This is a genomic window from Micromonospora sp. WMMD710, assembly GCF_029626045.1.
Classification (GTDB): domain Bacteria; phylum Actinomycetota; class Actinomycetes; order Mycobacteriales; family Micromonosporaceae; genus Micromonospora.
The window spans coordinates 2,077,408-2,094,043 of sequence record NZ_JARUBD010000001.1 but is presented as its reverse complement, the minus strand read 5'-3'; the positions used below and the strand labels follow the sequence as shown (position 1 = coordinate 2,094,043).

Here is a 16,636-nt window from a genome sequence, read left to right as displayed (position 1 = left end):
GACCATTGGAGGAGAGCCGGTGATCGAGTCCGTTGTCGGCATTGCGTAACCTGATGCGACCTGTGCCACGGATGGGGGAGGACCAGTGCGACTCGGGCTCAGCCTCGGATACCAGACGGCGTGGAGCACGCCGGCCGACCACCTGGCGCTGGCCCAGGAGGCCGACCGGCTCGGCTACTCGGTGGTGTGGGCGGCGGAGGCCTACGGCTCCGACTCGCCGAGCATGCTCGCCTGGATGGCCGGCCAGACCGAACGGATCGACGTCGGCGCCGCGGTGATGCAGATCCCCGCCCGTACGCCGGCCGCCACCGCGATGACCGCGGCCACCATCGACGCGCTCTCCGGCGGCCGGTTCCGGCTCGGCCTGGGCGTCTCCGGCCCGCAGGTCTCCGAGGGCTGGCACGGGGTGCGCTTCGCCAAGCCCCTCGGCCGGACCCGTGAGTTCGTCGACATCGTCAAGCTCGCCATCGCCCGCAAGGAGGTCGCGTACGACGGCGAGCACTACACGCTGCCGCTGCCGGACGGCCCCGGCAAGGCCCTGCGCCTGGGCTTCCACCCACCCCGCGAACACATACCGATCTACCTGGCCGCGGTCGGCCCGAAGAACCTGGAACTGGCCGGCGAGATCGCCGACGGCTGGCTCGCCGTGTTCTACGCCCCGGAGTTCGCCGACGAGCAGCTCGCCTCCGTCGCCGCCGGACGCGCCAAGGTCGGCAAGGAACTGGCCGGCTTCGACGTGGTGCCGTCCGTGCCCGTGGTGATCGGCGACGACGTGGCGTCCTGCGCCGAACTGGTGCGCTGGTACGCCGCCCTCTACGTGGGCGGGATGGGCAGCCGGCAGCAGAACTTCTACAACCAGCTCGCCACCCGGATGGGCTATGGCGACGCCGCCCGCGAGGTGCAGGACCTGTACCTGGCCAAGCGGCAGCGTGATGCCGCCGCCGCCGTACCGATGGAGTTCATCGACCGCACCTCGCTGCTCGGCCCCAAGGAGCGCATCGCCGAGCGGATGCGGGAGTACGCCGCCGCCGGAGTCACCACGCTGTCGGTCACCCTGTTCGTGGCCGACCGGGACAGCGGCGTGCAGACCCTGCGTACCGTCGCCGAGGCTCTCGAGCTCTCGGGAGTCGGCGAGTGACCTGGGTCGAGGCCATCGTCCTGGGCATCGTCCAGGGACTGACCGAGTTCCTTCCGGTCAGCTCGTCGGGGCATCTGCGGATCACCTCGGCGATCTTCTTCGACCGCGACGCCGGCGCGTCGTTCACCGCGGTCACCCAGCTCGGCACCGAGGCGGCGGTGCTGATCTACTTCGCCAAGGACATCTGGCGGATCACCCGTACCTGGCTGGTCGGGCTGCGCGACCGCTCGGTGCGCTCCAGCCTCGACTACCGGATGGGCTGGTACGTCATCGTCGGCTCGATCCCGATCGGGCTGTTCGGGTTCCTCTTCAAGGACCAGATCAAGACCGCCGGACGCAACCTGTGGGTCGTGGCGACCACGCTGATTGTGTTCGCGTTCGTGCTGGCGTTCGCCGAGTACTGGGGGCGGCAGACCCGCACCCTGGAGAACTTCCGGATGAAGGACGGCGTGGTGATGGGCTTCGCCCAGGCCATGGCGCTGGTCCCCGGCGTGTCCCGCTCCGGCGGAACGCTCACCGCCGGCCTGCTGCTCAACCTGACCCGGGAGGCGGCGGCGCGGTACTCGTTCCTGCTGGCCATCCCGGCCGTGGTCATGTCCGGCGTATTCAGCCTCGGCGACGTCTTCGAACCGTCGGCCCCCGGCACATCCGTGCCCTCCGTGGCCCAGATGATCGTGGCGACGGTGATCGCCTTCGGCATCGGGTACGCGGCCATCGCCTGGCTGCTGCGCTACGTCGCCCACCACACCCTGTACGTCTTCGTCCTGTACCGGGTCGCGCTGGGCACCCTGGTCCTCGCCCTCCTGCTGACCGGCGCGATCGACGCCACCTGATCGCCACCCGTCAACGGCGGTTCATTCCCCTGGCCCCGGCTCGGCGCAGGTGGGGGTTCCCGTCGGCTGCTGACGGAAGATGTCCACGATTCACGTCTGGGTACGGCGAAGGCCGGCACCCTGTGCGGGTGCCGGCCTTCGGTGTTGTTCTGCGGGTCAGCTGTTCCAGTGCTGGTTGACGAGGTCGGTGGCCTGCTGTTCCCACTGGGCGTAGGCGTCCGGGTAGGCCGACACCTGCACGGTCTGCGCGGCGTCGGTCAGCGCCATGTCCTGCCAACCGTCGACCTGCGTGAGGCCCTTGAGGAACGCGGTGGTGGAGTAGGCCGGGTCGGTGATCTGCTCCGGCGTGCCCCAACCGGAGCTCGGGCGCTGCTGGAACAGGCCCAACGAGTCGTGGTCGTTGGCGTCACCCAGGTGACCCAGGTTCTCCAGCTTCGACTCCTGCAAACTCGTCGCGATCGAGATGACCGCGGCGCGTTCGGGCAGGCGGGCCTTCTTCGTCGCGGCGATGATCGCCTTGACGTTCGCGGTCTGCTCACCGTTGAGGGTGATGTGCGACTGCTCGCCCTGCGGCTTCGGCGCACCCGTCTGCACCGCCACCGCGACGGGCTTGGCGTCGACCGGGTTGGCGTGGGCGGCGATCGGACCGGCGAACACGCCACCGGCGAACGCGAGACCCGCAACGGACAGCACACTCTTACGGAAGATCGTGGTCATGGGGGTAGCTCCTTCGGGGGTAGAAACACCCACACCGCCAAAAGGGGGAAAACGGCGGGCAGGGTGTGAGCACCTCATCCGGCGCCGCACAAACACACGGGGGAAAAGTCTGGGGGCCTACGAGCCCGAGGGCTCGCGGCGCCGATGTCGGCGGCCTACCAAGCCCGGGGGGCTCGCGGCGCCGGGACCGGATGTAACGACCAGCTGCCGGGGGTCATTCCCCGAGGCCGCCCGGTCGAGCCGGCGGCCGCATCACGGCGGCGCCTGGTCGCTGGCCGGGTCTGCAACGACCGCACCGGGCCGGGCATTCCCACCCCGCACCCGGGGTCGAGCCGGCCGCGGTGGTCCTGCGATCGTCAGGGTGTGCAACGACCCCCGGCCAGCCACCATTCCACCACCCGAGTGCAGCCGGTCACAACCCACAAACCCCCACCACCGGACAAACCACCCACCCCGACGCGACCGACCACGACCCCCGTCGGGCAATCACCGGGTGATCCACTCAGGTTCAGCGAAAACGCGGTATCCGAGACACGGGGTGACACCCCCGGATTCCAGGAAATCGAGTCGACAATCATTGGGCAACCAGCCCAGCCCGGCCGAAACGCCCGATTCACCCGGGCTCCGACAGGCACCTCGCATGTCGCAGGACCCGGTGGGCGGGCCGGAGCCCGTGGCGGTCGGGGGGTGCGGCGGAGGCCCTAGGGTGGTCAGGGTGGCGACCCTTCTGCTTCTGCGACACGGCCGGACCACGGCGAACGCCGACGGCGGCCTGGCCGGCCGGCAACCCGTTGAGCTGGACGACACCGGGCGCGCCCAGGCCGCCGCGGTGGGCGAACGGCTACGGGCGGTGCCTCTGGCCGCCGTCGTGACCAGCCCGTTGATCCGCTGTCGGCAGACGCTGGAGTTGGCGCTTCCGCAGGCTGCCCCGGTGGTGGAGGAGGGGTTGATCGAGTGCGACTACGGTAGCTGGGAGGGGCAGCCGCTGAAGAAGCTCGCCAAGGAGCCGCTCTGGCCGGTGGTCCAGCAGCATCCCAGCGCGTCGGTCTTCCCGGGCGGGGAGGCGATGGCGGCGATGGCGGCGCGCGCCGTGGCGGCGGTGCGGTCGTGGGATGCCCGGGTGACCGCGGAGCACGGGCCCGAGGCGGTCTGGCTGGCCTGTAGCCACGGTGACGTGATCAAGGCCATCGTGGCGGACGCGCTCGGCGTACACCTGGATCTTTTTCAGCGGATCGTGGCCGACCCGGCGTCGGTGACCGCGATCCGGTTCACGCCGCTGCGGCCGTTCCTCGTCCGGCTGAACGACACCGGCGGCGACCTGGCGGTGCTGGTGCCGCCGCCTCCGAAGCGGCGCCGGCGGGCGGCCCGCGCGGCCGACTCGGACGCGGCCGTCGGCGGCGGGGCGGGTGCGTCCCGGTGACGCGTGTCACGACACCCCCGCCGACGGCCCCCACGGCCGCCACGCCCGGGTGCAACCCCTGGTACGCCGGGCGCGCCGCCCCTGCGGCGATTCGCGTCGGTGGGGTGCGCGATGCCATGGCGGGCCGGATAGGGTCGTGGGTATGACCCACCAGGTGCACGCCTTCGAACCGCCGGAGCGGTTCGTCGCCGGGACTGTCGGGCCGCCGGGGGAGCGCACGTTCTTCCTGCAGGCCCGCGGCGGCGGCAGGCTGGTCAGCGTCGCGCTGGAGAAGGTCCAGGTGTCACTGCTCGCCGAAAAGCTGGAGGAACTGCTCACCGAGGCGCAGCGCCGCTTCGGGGTGGACCTGCCCGAGCTGGCCCCGGTGATCGGCGACAACGAGCCGCTGGACACTCCGGTCGACGAGGAGTTCCGCGTCGGGACTCTCGGGCTGGCCTTCGACGTGGACACCGCGACCGTGGTGATCGAGGCGATCGCGGCGGGCGAGGTCGAACCCGAGGTCGAGCTGGGCGACGAGGACGACGACGACGAGGACGACGAGGACGACGACGAGCCGGACGAGGACCTGGACCGGCTTCGGGTCCGGCTCACCCCGCAGGCGACCCGCCAGTTCATCGAGCGGGCCCGGCGCGTGGTGAACGCGGGCCGGCCGCCGTGCCCGCTGTGCGGCCAGCCGTTGGACCCCGCCGGGCACCTGTGCCCGCGGCACAACGGTTACCACCGGTGACCTCGTCCGGCCTCCAGCCCCGCCAGGACGGCGACCAGCCCCGCCAGGACGGCGACGTCGCGCTGCGGCTGTTGCGCGACGGCACGCTCGATCTGGAGGGGCGGCTCGTCGACGCGTCGAACACGACCCTGCGTGGCATCCTGACCCTCGACGGCGCCACGGCCCGCTGTGTCTACAAACCGGTCCGTGGGGAGCGCCCGCTGTGGGACTTCCCGGACGGCACCCTCGCCGGCCGGGAGGTGTCGGCGTACCTGGTGTCCCGGGCCACCGGCTGGGACCTGGTGCCGCCGACGGTGCTGCGCGACGGGCCGTTCGGGCCGGGTTCCTGCCAGCTGTGGATCGACGAGCCGGAGACCGCTGAGCCGTTGGTCGGGTTCGTGCCGGCGGAGGCGTTGCCGCCGCGCTGGTTCCCGATCGCGGCGGCACGGGACGACGACGGCACCGCGTACGCGCTCGCGCACGCGGACGACCCGCGGCTGGCTCGACTGGCGGTGCTCGACGCGGTGCTCAACAACGCCGACCGCAAGGGCGGCCACGTGCTCGTCGGCGCGGACGACCGGATCTACGGCGTGGACCACGGGGTCAGCTTCCACGTGGAGGACAAGCTCCGTACGGTGCTCTGGGGTTGGGCCGGCAAGCAGTTGCCGCCGGACGCGGTGGAGATGCTCGACGGGCTCGCCGGCCAGGTCGCCGGGGCGCTCGGCGCGGAACTGGCCGATCACCTGACGATCAGCGAGGTCGCCGAGGTGGCCGCCCGCGTCGACCGGCTGCGCGAGACCGGTCGCTTCCCGCAGCCGCCCGAGGACTGGCCGGCGGTGCCCTGGCCCCCCATGTGATCCGCTGTCATCTTGATCACCTGTGGGGCGGCCCGGGGCCGTCGCGAGGCTGGCTAGGCTGAGGCCATGGAGTCTTGGGCGGGACACGAGGTGCCACGGCTGCCGGGCAGGGGCGAGTCGTTGGCGTTGTACGACTCAGCGCGACAGGGTGTCCACCCGAGTGCGCCGGCCGACGCGGGACGCATGTACGTCTGCGGCATCACCCCGTACGACGCCACCCACCTCGGCCACGCCGCCACGATGATCACCTTCGATCTGGTGCAGCGGATGTGGCGCGACGCCGGCCGCCCGGTGCGCTACGTGCAGAACGTCACCGACATCGACGACCCGCTGCTGGAGCGGGCCGCCCGCGACGGCGAGGACTGGGTGGTCCTGGCGATGCGGGAGACGGCGCTGTTCCGGGAGGACATGGAAGCGCTGCGGATCATTCCGCCAGAGCGCTACGTGGGTGCGGTCGAGTCGATCCCGGACATCGTCGACAAGGTCGAGGTGCTGGTCAAGGACGGTGCCGCGTACCGCCTCGACGACGGCACCGGCGACGTCTACTTCGACATCTCCGCCACCGGCCGCTACGGCTACGAGTCCAACCTGACCCGCGAGCAGATGTTGAAGATCTTCCCGGAGCGCGGCGGTGACCCGGACCGGGCCGGCAAGCGCGACCCACTGGACCCGCTGCTGTGGCGTGGCGCCCGCGAGGGTGAGCCGTCCTGGCCGGGCGGGGAGTTGGGCATGGGCCGCCCCGGCTGGCACATCGAGTGCGCGGTGATCGCCCTGAACCTGCTCGGCGACCGGATCGACGTACAGGGCGGCGGCAACGACCTGCTGTTCCCGCACCACGAGGCGTCCGCCGCGCACGCCGAGCGGTTGACCGGCCAGGCGCCGTTCGCCGAGCACTACGTGCACGCCGGGATGATTGGCCTGGACGGCGAGAAGATGTCCAAGTCCCGTGGCAATCTGGTCTTCGTCTCCCGGCTGCGCGCCGACAAGGTCGACCCGATGGCGATCCGGCTCGCGTTGATCTCCGGGCACTACCGCAGCGACCGCACCTGGACCGACGAGCTGCTCACGGCCGCGCAGGAGCGCCTGGACCGCTGGCGGCGGGCCGCCACCGCGCCCGCCGGGCCGTCCGGGGCCGAGCTGCTGGCCGGGGTACGCGAACGTCTGGCCGACGACCTCGACACCCCCGGAGCCCTGGCGGCTGCCGACCGCTGGGCCGACGCGACCCTGGCGGGCGCCACGGATGACCCCGAAGCGCCCGCCCTCTTCGCGAACACGGTGGACGCCCTCCTGGGCATCCGCCTCTGACACGTACGCCCCGGCCTCGCGGCCCCGCGAGGCCGGCCCGTTGCGGCACTCCTGCAGCGTGTTCCGAGGGGACTTCGCCGGCCGGGTGGGCGTGGCTGTGCGGTGCCCTGTAGAGCTGCCCCAGATGTGGGGCGGTGGGGCGGTGGGGCGGGCGTCAGGTGCTGATGCGGTCTCCGGCGAGCTGCCCGGATGTGCGGCGCTGGGCGGGCGCTCGGTGCTGATGCGGTCTCCGGTCGAGCTGTCCCGGGTCACCTTCGGGTCGCCGCGGACCCGATTGTCCGGGCTGCCCTGCCCCGAACATGGGGCAGCTCGACAGGGCGCAACCACCAACCCCGCCCTCCGCCGCCGGCCTGCTGGGTAGCCCGTTGACCCGTGGAGGGTCAGCCGAGGACCAGGCCCGGGTCGGGTTCCGGGTCTGGGGTCGGGCCGGGGATCTTGTACTCCTCGGTGAGGGTGGTCATGGGGCCGGGCCAGGTCGCCTGGGACACCTCGATGGGCTTGCGGTTCGCGTCGTACGCGACGTGCAGCAGGTGCAGCACCGGGGTGTCCGGCCGGATCTGGAGGGTCTCGGCCTCCTCCCGGCTGGGCTGGCGGGCGCTGATGGTGTCGGTGGCGGAGACGTACCGCCGGCCGGTGGCCTCCTCGGCCTCCTGGTAGAGCGGCCGGCCGAACGCCTCGGTGCGCTCCAGCGAGGTGCCGGCGGTGTCGCGGGGCAGGAACCAGGAGGCGCCCACCTCGACGGGGGAGTCGTCGGTGCGGACGAGGTGTCGCCGGCAGAGCAGTTCGGTGCCGTCGCTCACTCCGAACGCGTCGGCGACCTCGGCGGGTGCGGGGGAGCGGCCGACCGAGACGAGTTGTTGGCGGTATCGGGCGGCGAGGTCGGTGTGGTAGCCGCGGAATCCGCCGTACCGGCCTCGGGAGAGCCGGTTGAGTCGGCGTCGGGTGCCGCGGACGTACGTACCGGAGCCGGGTTTGGTGATCAGGATGCCCTCGACCCGCAGCTGGTCGACGGCGCGTTGCACGGTCTGTTTGGCGACGCCGAACATCTCGGCGATGGCCGGGATGGACGGCAGTCGTTCGCCGGGTCCCCAGTCGCCGCGGCGGACCTGGGCCTTGAGCTGCGCGGCGATCTGTCGGTGTGGGAACTCCGCGGCACCGGGATTGATCTGCACACCCGCCTCCTTGATCACATCTAGGTTCCTAGGATGCCCTAGAGGGTGTGACGGCGCCAGCCCGGACACGCAAAGAAACGGGCCCCCGGACCATGAAGGTCCGAGGGCCCGCGGCGAAGACGGTGCTACCAGGAGCCGGCGGTGGGGCCGGCCGAACCGCCCCGGCGGCGCAGATACTTCTCGAACTCCTGGGCGATCTCGTCACCGGTCAGCGGGGTGATCCCCTCGTCGCCGACCCGTTCCTCCAGCTCGCGCACGTACTCGCCGAGTTCGGCATCCTGCTCGGCGGCGCTGCGCACCCGCTGCTCCCACTCGGCGGATTCCTCGGCGAGGTCGGCCATCGGCACCGGCAGGTCGACGACCTCCTCGACCCGGTGCAGCAGGGCGAGGGTGGCCTTCGGGCAGGGCGGGTTGTTGGCGTAGTGGGGTACGTGCACCCAGAACGACACGGCGTCCACCTCGGCGCGGGCGCACGCGTCGTGCAGCACGCCGACGATGCCGGTCGGCCCGTCGTAGCGGGTGGGGGTGAGCTGGTAGCGCTCGGCGGCCTGCGCGTCCGAGGCGCTGCCGCTGATCGGCAACGGCCGGGTGTACGGCACGTCGGCGAGCAACGCGCCGAGCAGCACCACCCGTTCCACCTCGAGGCTGTGGCAGATCTCCAGGACCTGCTCGCAGAACGTCCGCCAGCGCATGCTCGGCTCGATGCCCCGGATCAGCACGACGTCACGCTCGGTGCCTTCCGGGCTGGCCACCATGAACCGGGTCGTCGGCCACTCCACCCGCCGGGTCTCCCCGTCGGCCATGGTGATGGTGGGTCGGCTGACCTGGAAGTCGTAGAACTCCTCCGGATCCAGCTCGGCGATCTGTCGGGCGTTCCAGACCTGCTCGAGGTGCTCCACGGCCGCGGTGGACGCGTCGGCGGCGTCGTTCCAGCCCTCGAACGCGGCGATGGCCACCGGGGACCGCAGCACCGGCAGTCCGTCGAACTCGGTCACGCCGTCACCTCACCCTGCTCGTCGCGGCCGGCGCCGGGACCGCGCCCGGTCGTCGGGCCGTGGTGCACGGCGGAGTCCCTGTTGTCCTTCACGTCCGCCAGCCTACGTGCCGGGCGGGGGCGCGGCCCGTCGGCCGCGCCGGTCGGCCGCACCGACAACCGGACATAAGCCCGCGAACCAGACAGCGTGATCCCGCTGACACAATATGGGATCGGGTGCCGAGGGACTCGGGGCTCGGTCGGTACCGCACTAACCTGAACGGGTGCGGACTTCGTTGATGGATGTGCTGGCCGACCGGATTCTCATCGCCGACGGGGCGATGGGCACGATGCTGCAAGCCGCGGACCTCACGCTCGACGACTTCGACGGCCTCGAAGGGTGCAACGAGATCCTCAACGTCACCCGTCCGGACGTGGTGCGTGGGGTGCACGACGCCTACCTGGCCGCCGGCGCGGACTGCGTGGAGACCAACACGTTCGGGGCCAACCTGGCCAACCTCGCCGAGTACGACATCCCGCAGCGCATCCGGGAGCTGTCCGAGGCGGGTGCCCGGATCGCCCGGGAGGCCGCCGACGCGGCCAGCACCCCGGAGCGCCCCCGCTTCGTGCTGGGCTCGATCGGGCCGGGCACCAAGCTGCCCACCCTCGGGCACGCCGACTACGCGACCCTGCGCGACGCGTACCAGGAGAACGCCGCCGGTCTGATCGCCGGCGGCGCGGACGCGCTGATCGTCGAGACCTCCCAGGACCTGCTCCAGGTCAAGGCGGCCGTCGTCGGGTCGAAGCGGGCGATGGCCGAGCTGGGCCAGTCGGTGCCGATCATCTGTCACGTGGCGGTCGAGACCACCGGCACGATGCTGGTGGGCAGCGAGATCGGTGCCGCCCTCGCGGCGATCGAGCCGCTCGGGGTGGACCTGATCGGGCTGAACTGCTCCACCGGCCCGGCCGAGATGAGCGAGCACCTGCGGTACCTGTCGCAGCACTCCCGCATCCCGCTGTCGGTGATGCCGAACGCCGGCCTGCCGGTGCTGACCGCCGACGGGGCGTACTTCCCGCTGACTCCCGTGGAGCTGGCCGAGGCCCTGGAGCGGTTCATCACCGAGTACGGCGTGGGGCTGGTCGGCGGCTGCTGCGGCACCACCCCCGAGCACATCCGGGTGCTGGCGGAGCGGCTGCACGGCGTCACCGCCCCGGCGCGCGAGCCGCGGCACGAGGCGGGCGTCTCCTCGGTGTACCACCCGGTGCCGTTCGCCCAGGACGCCTCGGTGCTGATGGTGGGGGAGCGGACCAACGCCAACGGCTCGAAGGCGTTCCGGGAGGCGATGCTCGCCGGTGACTTCCGGGCCTGCGTGGAGATCGCCCGCAGTCAGGCGCGCGACGGTTCGCACCTGCTGGACCTGTGCGTGGACTACGTCGGCCGCGACGGCACGCGGGACATGCGGGAGCTGGCCGGCCGGTTCGCCACCGCGTCGACGCTGCCGATCATGCTGGACTCCACCGAGCCGGCCGTCGTCGAGGCGGGGCTGGAGATGCTCGGCGGCCGCTGTGTGGTCAACTCGGTGAACTTCGAGGACGGCGACGGCCCCGACTCCCGGTACGCGCGGGTGATGCCGATCGTCCGTGAGCACGGCGCGGCGGTGGTGGCGCTGCTCATCGACGAGGAGGGCCAGGCGCGTACCCAGGAGTGGAAGGTCCGGGTCGCGGCGCGGCTGATCGACGACCTGACCGGCCGGTGGGGCATGGACCGCTCCGACATCCTGATCGACGCGTTGACGTTCCCGATCGCCACCGGCCAGGAGGAGACCCGCCGCGACGGCATCGAGACGATCGAGGCGATCCGGGAGATCGCCCAGCGGTACCCGGGGGTCAACTTCACCCTGGGCATCTCGAACATCTCGTTCGGACTCAACCCGGCGGCGCGGCAGGTGCTCAACTCGGTGTTCCTGCACGAGTGCGTGCAGGCCGGTCTGACGTCGGCGATCGTGCACGCCAGCAAGATCCTGCCGATGTCGAAGATCCCCGAGGAGCAGCGCGAGGTCGCACTGGACCTGGTGTACGACCGTCGCCGCGAGGGCTACGACCCGGTGCAGCGCTTCCTGGAGCTGTTCGAGGGCGTCGACGTGACCAGCGCGCGGGCCAGCCGGGCGCAGGAGTTGGCGGCGCTGCCCCTGGATGAGCGGCTCAAGCGGCGGATCGTCGACGGTGAGCGCAACGGCCTGGAGGCCGACCTGGACGAGGCGATGGCCGGCGGCCGGTCCCCACTGTCGATCATCAACGACATCCTGCTGGACGGCATGAAGGTCGTCGGGGAGCTATTCGGCTCGGGCCAGATGCAGCTGCCGTTCGTGCTCCAGTCCGCCGAGGTGATGAAGACCGCGGTGGCGTACCTGGAGCCGCACATGGAGACCAGCGAGGACGGCGGCAAGGGCCGCATCGTGCTCGCCACCGTGCGCGGCGACGTGCACGACATCGGCAAGAACCTGGTCGACATCATCCTGTCCAACAACGGCTACGAGGTCGTGAACATCGGCATCAAGCAGCCGATCAGCGCCATCCTCGACGCCGCCGAGCAGCACCGCGCGGACGCGATCGGCATGTCCGGCCTGTTGGTCAAGAGCACCGTCATCATGAAGGAGAACCTGGCCGAGATGGCCACCCGCGGGGTCGCGGAGCGCTGGCCCGTCCTGCTCGGTGGTGCGGCGTTGACCCGGGCGTACGTCGAGGACGACCTGCGGTCGATGTTCCCCGGGCAGGTGCACTACGCGCGGGACGCGTTCGAGGGGCTGTCCCTGATGGACAAGGTGATGACCGCCAAGCGCGGCGGCGCACCGGTGATCGACCCGGAGCGGGAGGCGGCCCTCGCCGCCCGTCGCGCCCGCCGGGAGCGGCAGCGGTCGATGGTCACCGAGTCGCTGCCGGAGCTGCACGACTCCTCGGTCCGCTCCGACGTGGCCGCGGACGTGGCGGTGCCCACCCCGCCGTTCTTCGGCACCCGGGTGGTCAAGGGCGTGCCGATGGCCGACTACGCGGCACTGCTCGACGAGCGGGCCACCTTCCGCGGGCAGTGGGGGCTCAACGGCGCCCGCGGCGGCAACGGACCGTCCTACGAGGAACTCGTGGAGACCGAAGGTCGCCCGCGCCTGCGGTACTGGCTGGACCGGCTGATCGCCGACCAGGTGCTCGAGGCAGCCGTCGTGTACGGCTACTTCCCCGCGTACTCCGAAGGCAACGACCTGGTGGTGCTCGACGAGAACGGGCACGCGGAGCGCGCCCGGTTCTCGTTCCCCCGGCAGCGGCAGGAGCGTCGACTCTGCCTCGCGGACTTCTTCCGGCCCAAGGGCGACCAGCTCGACGTGGTCGCGTTGCAGCTGGTCACCGTCGGTCAGCCGGTCAGCGAGTACGCGGCGAAGCTGTTCGCCCGCAACGAGTACCGCGACTACCTGGAGGTGCACGGCCTGTCGGTGCAGCTCACCGAGGCGCTCGCCGAGTACTGGCACCGGCGTATCCGCGCCGAACTGACCCTGCCCGACGGACGTCCGCTGGGCCACGACGACCCGACGGATCTGGCCGGGATCCTGCGCAACGACTACCGGGGCTGCCGGTACGCGTTCGGCTACCCGGCCTGCCCCGACCTGGAGGACCGGGCGAAGATCGTGGACCTGCTCGGGTCGGAGCGGATCGGGGTGGAGTTGTCCGAGGAGTTCCAGCTGATGCCGGAGCAGGCCACCGACGCGATCGTGGTCCACCACCCGGAGGCAAGCTACTTCAACGCCAAGTGACGGGCACAGGTGCCCTGACCTGCACCTGAGGCCGTCCGGAAGGCCACTGAACCATGATCATGCCGTCTCCAGGCCGTCAACGGGTGCCGGTCCATCCTGGGCGGCCTGGTTCTCGCCGGACGCGGTGTCGATGGCGCGCCGCGTCCGGTCCTCGCTGGTCGGTAGGAGATGCGTGTAGGTCCGCCGGGTGAACCCGGGGTCGGCATGGCCCAGGTGCGTCGACAGGGGCCTTGATGCTCTCCCCGGCGTCCAGAAGGACCGAGGCGTAGGTTAAACAGCATCATGACCACCGGATCCCGCGCAGGCCTAGCGGCTGAGGGCAGCCACCGTCAAGGAGACCGCCGCATTGAACACCGCCTCGTCCAGCGGCTCCGCGATGGCGGTCAGCTGCACCTGCACCAGGTTGTGACCGATCCGGACCAGGCCGAACAGGGTTGTACCGGTGATCCTGCTCGAACCACTGCCGAGGGAGAGGTCATACCGCACCCCCCAGGACTCTTCCCCCACCTGGGGAGCCGGCTGGGCGCTCACGGCGAACCGCACTGGTGAGCTGCCGGGGACGGTAGTGTCGAACCGGGGGCACGCGGCGCGGGCTGCCTCGGCCTCGTCGAGAAGGGTGTCGGGCACGGGGTGGGCGTACGAGGTGACGATCACGATGACGGTCGATTGCCTGATGCTGCTCGGCAATTTCCTGGTGGCAAAGCCGCGAATCTCGTCGACCCGTTCGTCCGACTCGATCCGGCGCAGATAGTCGTCCCGGGCCAATTCCCGGCAGGCCGCCGGCGCGATGACGGTGTCGGGGTCCTCGGTCTCCTGCTCCTGCGGCTCCGGCTTCCAGAACGCCGGCAGTGGCCCCCGGACGGCGCTGGCGGCGGCACCGGCTTCCGCGACGGTAAGCAGCCGGCCGGGATCCGCACCGGTCCGCGCACCGGACGAGACGCTGGCGTTCGGCCCGGCGGTGGTCGATGACGGCACCACCACGACCGCCGGGCCGGTGGTGGCCGGTGCCCCTGTGGGCAGCAGCAGCACCGGCCCACCGGGCAGGCCGATGACCGCCGCCGCCCCGACCAGGAGCACCGCCGTCACCGGACCCACCGCCGGCCACACCTGCGGTCGCGTGTCAGCCCGGCCGGGCGGCCATCCGATTGGGTCGGGTCGTTGTCCGAGCCGTCCGGTGAGAGCGGAGAGCCCGATCAGGACGGGCATCGTGAGCACCGCGAGGTAGAGCCACCAGATCACCGGCACACCGACATAGAGCCGGAGCAGGGTCGCATCCGAGGTGCGACCGGCGACTATCTGGTGCACGAACTGCGAGGACCCGGCCAGCGCCGCGACACCCGCACCCGCAACAAGGGCCCGCCCCAGACCGGGGTCACCACGTCCGATGGCGAGCACCACGAGCGCCGCCCACCCGGCCAGGGCGCAGATCCACCATCGCTGCTGGGAAAGGGAGAGCGCGGCGTCCAGCGTGATCGGTGGGTGCCGCAGCGCCTGTGCCGATGCGAGGCTCCCACCGATCAGCACCGTCACCACCACGATGGACAGGACGGCACGGGTGGCGACCCGGCGCCAACCGAGCAGGGCCACGACCGCCGCTGGCAAGGCTAGGCCCAGCCACGGCCACGGCGCGTCGGGCAGCGCGTAGACCAGCCAGGCACGTACCGGCACCGGCCGTTCCAGGCCGACGACGAGGGGCTGCAACGGCCAGCAGATCGCCGTGACGGTCGCGGAGGCCGCCAGATAGGTGAACCCTCGCCGGAGTCGGGTGTACCGGTCCGGGCCCCGGCGGGCCGCGATCTCGGCGAGCACGGTGCAGGTCGTGACGGCGACCACGCCGGCCAGTGCGACCACGATCGCGAACCGCAGACTGACGCCCAGACTGGCCGTGCCGGCCGGGAACGACGCACCGCCACCGGTCGTCCCGGTAGGAAAGAGGAAGCCGCCCACGGCGAGACCGGCAGCGGCCGCGACGACCGGGAGCCAACGCCGCGACGGCGCACCGGTGAGCGCCCTGCGGCGCAGCGCGGGGGTCAGCCCGAACCCGAGCAGCACACCGACCAGACCGGCCGGCAGCACGGAGAGATCCCGGTCAATCGCCAATGCGCTGACCGCCTGGGTCGCCGCCCCCGCGACGATCGCCGTCACCGCCCCGGTCACCGCAGCCTGCATCGGGCCACTAACCGACACCTGCTGCCCGCCACGCAGCGCGGCGGCCCGTCGCTGCGGCGTCGGGTGCCGGGCGAACAGCCGGCGCAGCCGCCCGGGGCGGTGCGGTCGGATCGAGGCGGCGGCGTCCAGCAGCCAGACCAGCGCGGTCCGATCACCGGTCCGGTTGACCTGCTGATCCGCCTCGTGTTCGCGCAGTCGCAGCACCTGCGCCCGCAGCAGGGCGCTCAGCAGCACCAGCAGCAGCGCCCGGCTGAGCGTGACGACCGGGATCTCGGTGAGCCCTTCCCGGCGGATCTCGGAAACGCTGGCCACCGCCACCGCCGGTACGACCAGCCACAGCAGACCACGCACGGCGGAGACCCACCGGACGTCCCGACCCTGCACATGCGCCAACTCGTGCTGGACGACTGGGTCGAACCGCGCCGGATCCCGGTGACCCACCGCCACCGCGGCTGGCAGCACCACGAGTGGTCGGCCGCCGGGCCGGACGGTGGTGAACGCCTGCCGCACCGATGGTCCCGCCACGAACAGCCGGGGCCGGTGCCGACTGTGCAGCCCTTGCTGATCGCAGAGCTCGGCAAACCGCTGCTCGGCACCGGCGATGGTGCCCGGGAGTCGGTGGCGACGCAGCCGCCAGTGATCGACCACCGGGGTGAGCGTGACGACCAGGGCGAGCCCGACTAGCAGCAGGACGCCGCCGGTGAGCATGACCAACCCGCGTATCCGGGACGGGTCGGACATGCAGGTCAGGAATTGCATTGTCCGGGTGGCATCGAACTCGGCGGAACTGCTTGGGTCGATGTCATAGGTCCGGGAACACCGGACGGTCGCCTGCGCGTAGGGCTGCGCCAGTGGACGGCGACCGAAGAAGAAAACTGTGCCCAGCGCGACACCGACGCCACCCACCACGCCAACGACTTGGAGATAGAGCCAGAGCAGTGGGGTGGGATGTCCGCCGGGTCTCCGGGCCTGCGGAGCAGCCGGCGGCGGCGCGTCGGTGCGGATCACTCCGGTGCGGACCTGCGGACGTGCAGGGCTCCCACCGCCGCGTCGGCCAACAGGACGGCCTGCTCCTCGGTGAGCCCAAGGGTGATTCCGTGGCGCCGGCATGCCTCACGTAGAGCCTGTGCCTGCGCATCAGTCAGCACCAGCCGGTCCCCGTCGATGACCGGCTGGGGTTCGTCGCCGCCCGACTCGACCGTTGCCGGAGCCGTCGACCGGCGTAACCGGCGCCTGCTGCGCCACCAACCGGCACCAGCCGCGGTCGCACCGGTCGCGAGGATGTCAGCGAGACCCGACGTGACGGCCTGCAGTGCGATCTCGCTGACCAGGACCGAGTCGATCCCGAACCCGATCGACCCGCCAGGCGCCGGTCGGCCCCGTAGCGACGACCCGTCCCGCCGCCACTTCTGGGCGACCGGGGCGAAGACCGCCAGCTCCTCGGGGGCTAGCCGGGCCACCCCGGCGCGTGCGGCGGCCTCAATGAGGCCCGGCAACTGCGTGTGCGTGTCGACCATGCCCACCCTCCACAGAGTAGGCATTAGGA

General features: G+C 71.5%; 12 protein-coding genes. 7 read left to right on the top strand and 5 right to left on the bottom strand.

The window, feature by feature from the left end; genetic code table 11:
- Window positions 1-85 precede the first annotated feature (85 nt).
- The gene (locus O7620_RS09645; RefSeq protein ID WP_151490385.1) at window positions 86-1,138 is read left to right on the top strand and encodes an LLM class F420-dependent oxidoreductase; all 1,053 of its coding nucleotides are present in this window, start codon (window positions 86-88) and stop codon (window positions 1,136-1,138) included.
- On the top strand, window positions 1,135-1,971 hold the full coding sequence (locus tag O7620_RS09640) for an undecaprenyl-diphosphate phosphatase (protein ID WP_151490386.1): 837 nt from the start codon (window positions 1,135-1,137) through the stop codon (window positions 1,969-1,971). The genes O7620_RS09645 and O7620_RS09640 overlap by 4 nt, the downstream gene beginning before the upstream one ends.
- 156 nt (window positions 1,972-2,127) lie before the next feature.
- Here O7620_RS09640 and O7620_RS09635 read toward each other — a convergent pair whose 3' ends face one another.
- The gene (locus O7620_RS09635) at window positions 2,128-2,688 is read right to left on the bottom strand and encodes a hypothetical protein (protein WP_278122753.1); all 561 of its coding nucleotides are present in this window, start codon (window positions 2,686-2,688) and stop codon (window positions 2,128-2,130) included.
- Between the two features lie 706 nt (window positions 2,689-3,394).
- On the opposite strand from O7620_RS09635, the gene O7620_RS09630 reads away from it, so the two are divergent.
- The 4 genes from O7620_RS09630 (at window position 3,395) to mshC (ending at window position 6,976) form a co-directional block, all read left to right on the top strand.
- The gene (locus O7620_RS09630) at window positions 3,395-4,108 is read left to right on the top strand and encodes a histidine phosphatase family protein (RefSeq protein WP_278122752.1); all 714 of its coding nucleotides are present in this window, start codon (window positions 3,395-3,397) and stop codon (window positions 4,106-4,108) included.
- 142 nt (window positions 4,109-4,250) lie between these two features.
- Window positions 4,251-4,835, top strand: a complete 585-nt coding sequence (locus tag O7620_RS09625; RefSeq protein ID WP_278122750.1) for a DUF3090 domain-containing protein — start codon at window positions 4,251-4,253, stop codon at window positions 4,833-4,835.
- Entirely contained in the window at window positions 4,832-5,671 is an 840-nt protein-coding gene (locus tag O7620_RS09620; protein ID WP_278122749.1) for an SCO1664 family protein, read from the top strand. Before O7620_RS09625 ends, O7620_RS09620 begins: the two co-directional genes overlap by 4 nt.
- Before the next feature lie 66 nt (window positions 5,672-5,737).
- Window positions 5,738-6,976, top strand: coding sequence for a cysteine--1-D-myo-inosityl 2-amino-2-deoxy-alpha-D-glucopyranoside ligase (mshC, locus tag O7620_RS09615; protein WP_278122748.1), 1,239 nt, complete (start codon window positions 5,738-5,740; stop codon window positions 6,974-6,976).
- Window positions 6,977-7,356: 380 nt separating this feature from the next.
- Here the strand turns inward: mshC and O7620_RS09610 are convergent, their stop codons facing one another.
- Both O7620_RS09610 and O7620_RS09605 read right to left on the bottom strand, forming a co-directional pair.
- Window positions 7,357-8,148, bottom strand: coding sequence for a GntR family transcriptional regulator (locus O7620_RS09610; RefSeq protein ID WP_278122747.1), 792 nt, complete (start codon window positions 8,146-8,148; stop codon window positions 7,357-7,359).
- Window positions 8,149-8,273: 125 nt separating this feature from the next.
- Entirely contained in the window at window positions 8,274-9,143 is an 870-nt protein-coding gene (locus O7620_RS09605; RefSeq protein WP_278122746.1) for a PAC2 family protein, read from the bottom strand.
- Window positions 9,144-9,405: 262 nt separating this feature from the next.
- On the opposite strand from O7620_RS09605, the gene metH reads away from it, so the two are divergent.
- Window positions 9,406-12,921 carry a methionine synthase gene (gene metH, locus O7620_RS09600; protein ID WP_278122745.1) on the top strand — a complete coding sequence of 1,172 codons (3,516 nt, stop codon included), beginning with the start codon at window positions 9,406-9,408 and terminating at the stop codon, window positions 12,919-12,921.
- A gap of 306 nt (window positions 12,922-13,227) precedes the next feature.
- Here metH and O7620_RS09595 read toward each other — a convergent pair whose 3' ends face one another.
- Window positions 13,228-15,831, bottom strand: a complete 2,604-nt coding sequence (locus O7620_RS09595) for a M48 family metalloprotease (protein WP_278122744.1) — start codon at window positions 15,829-15,831, stop codon at window positions 13,228-13,230.
- 263 nt (window positions 15,832-16,094) lie between these two features.
- Entirely contained in the window at window positions 16,095-16,607 is a 513-nt protein-coding gene (locus O7620_RS09590; protein ID WP_278122743.1) for a hypothetical protein, read from the bottom strand.
- Window positions 16,608-16,636 lie beyond the last annotated feature (29 nt).

Bases quoted from the DNA above. Each gene is read 5' to 3' on its own strand.
- O7620_RS09635 (WP_278122753.1), bottom strand. From the start codon at position 2,688: ATGACCACGATCTTCCGTAAGAGTGTGCTGTCCGTTGCGGGTCTCGCG.
- O7620_RS09590 (WP_278122743.1), bottom strand. From the start codon at position 16,607: ATGGTCGACACGCACACGCAGTTGCCGGGCCTCATTGAGGCCGCCGCA.
- O7620_RS09595 (WP_278122744.1), bottom strand. From the start codon at position 15,831: ATGTCCGACCCGTCCCGGATACGCGGGTTGGTCATGCTCACCGGCGGC.
- O7620_RS09625 (WP_278122750.1), top strand. From the start codon at position 4,251: ATGACCCACCAGGTGCACGCCTTCGAACCGCCGGAGCGGTTCGTCGCC.
- mshC (WP_278122748.1), top strand. From the start codon at position 5,738: ATGGAGTCTTGGGCGGGACACGAGGTGCCACGGCTGCCGGGCAGGGGC.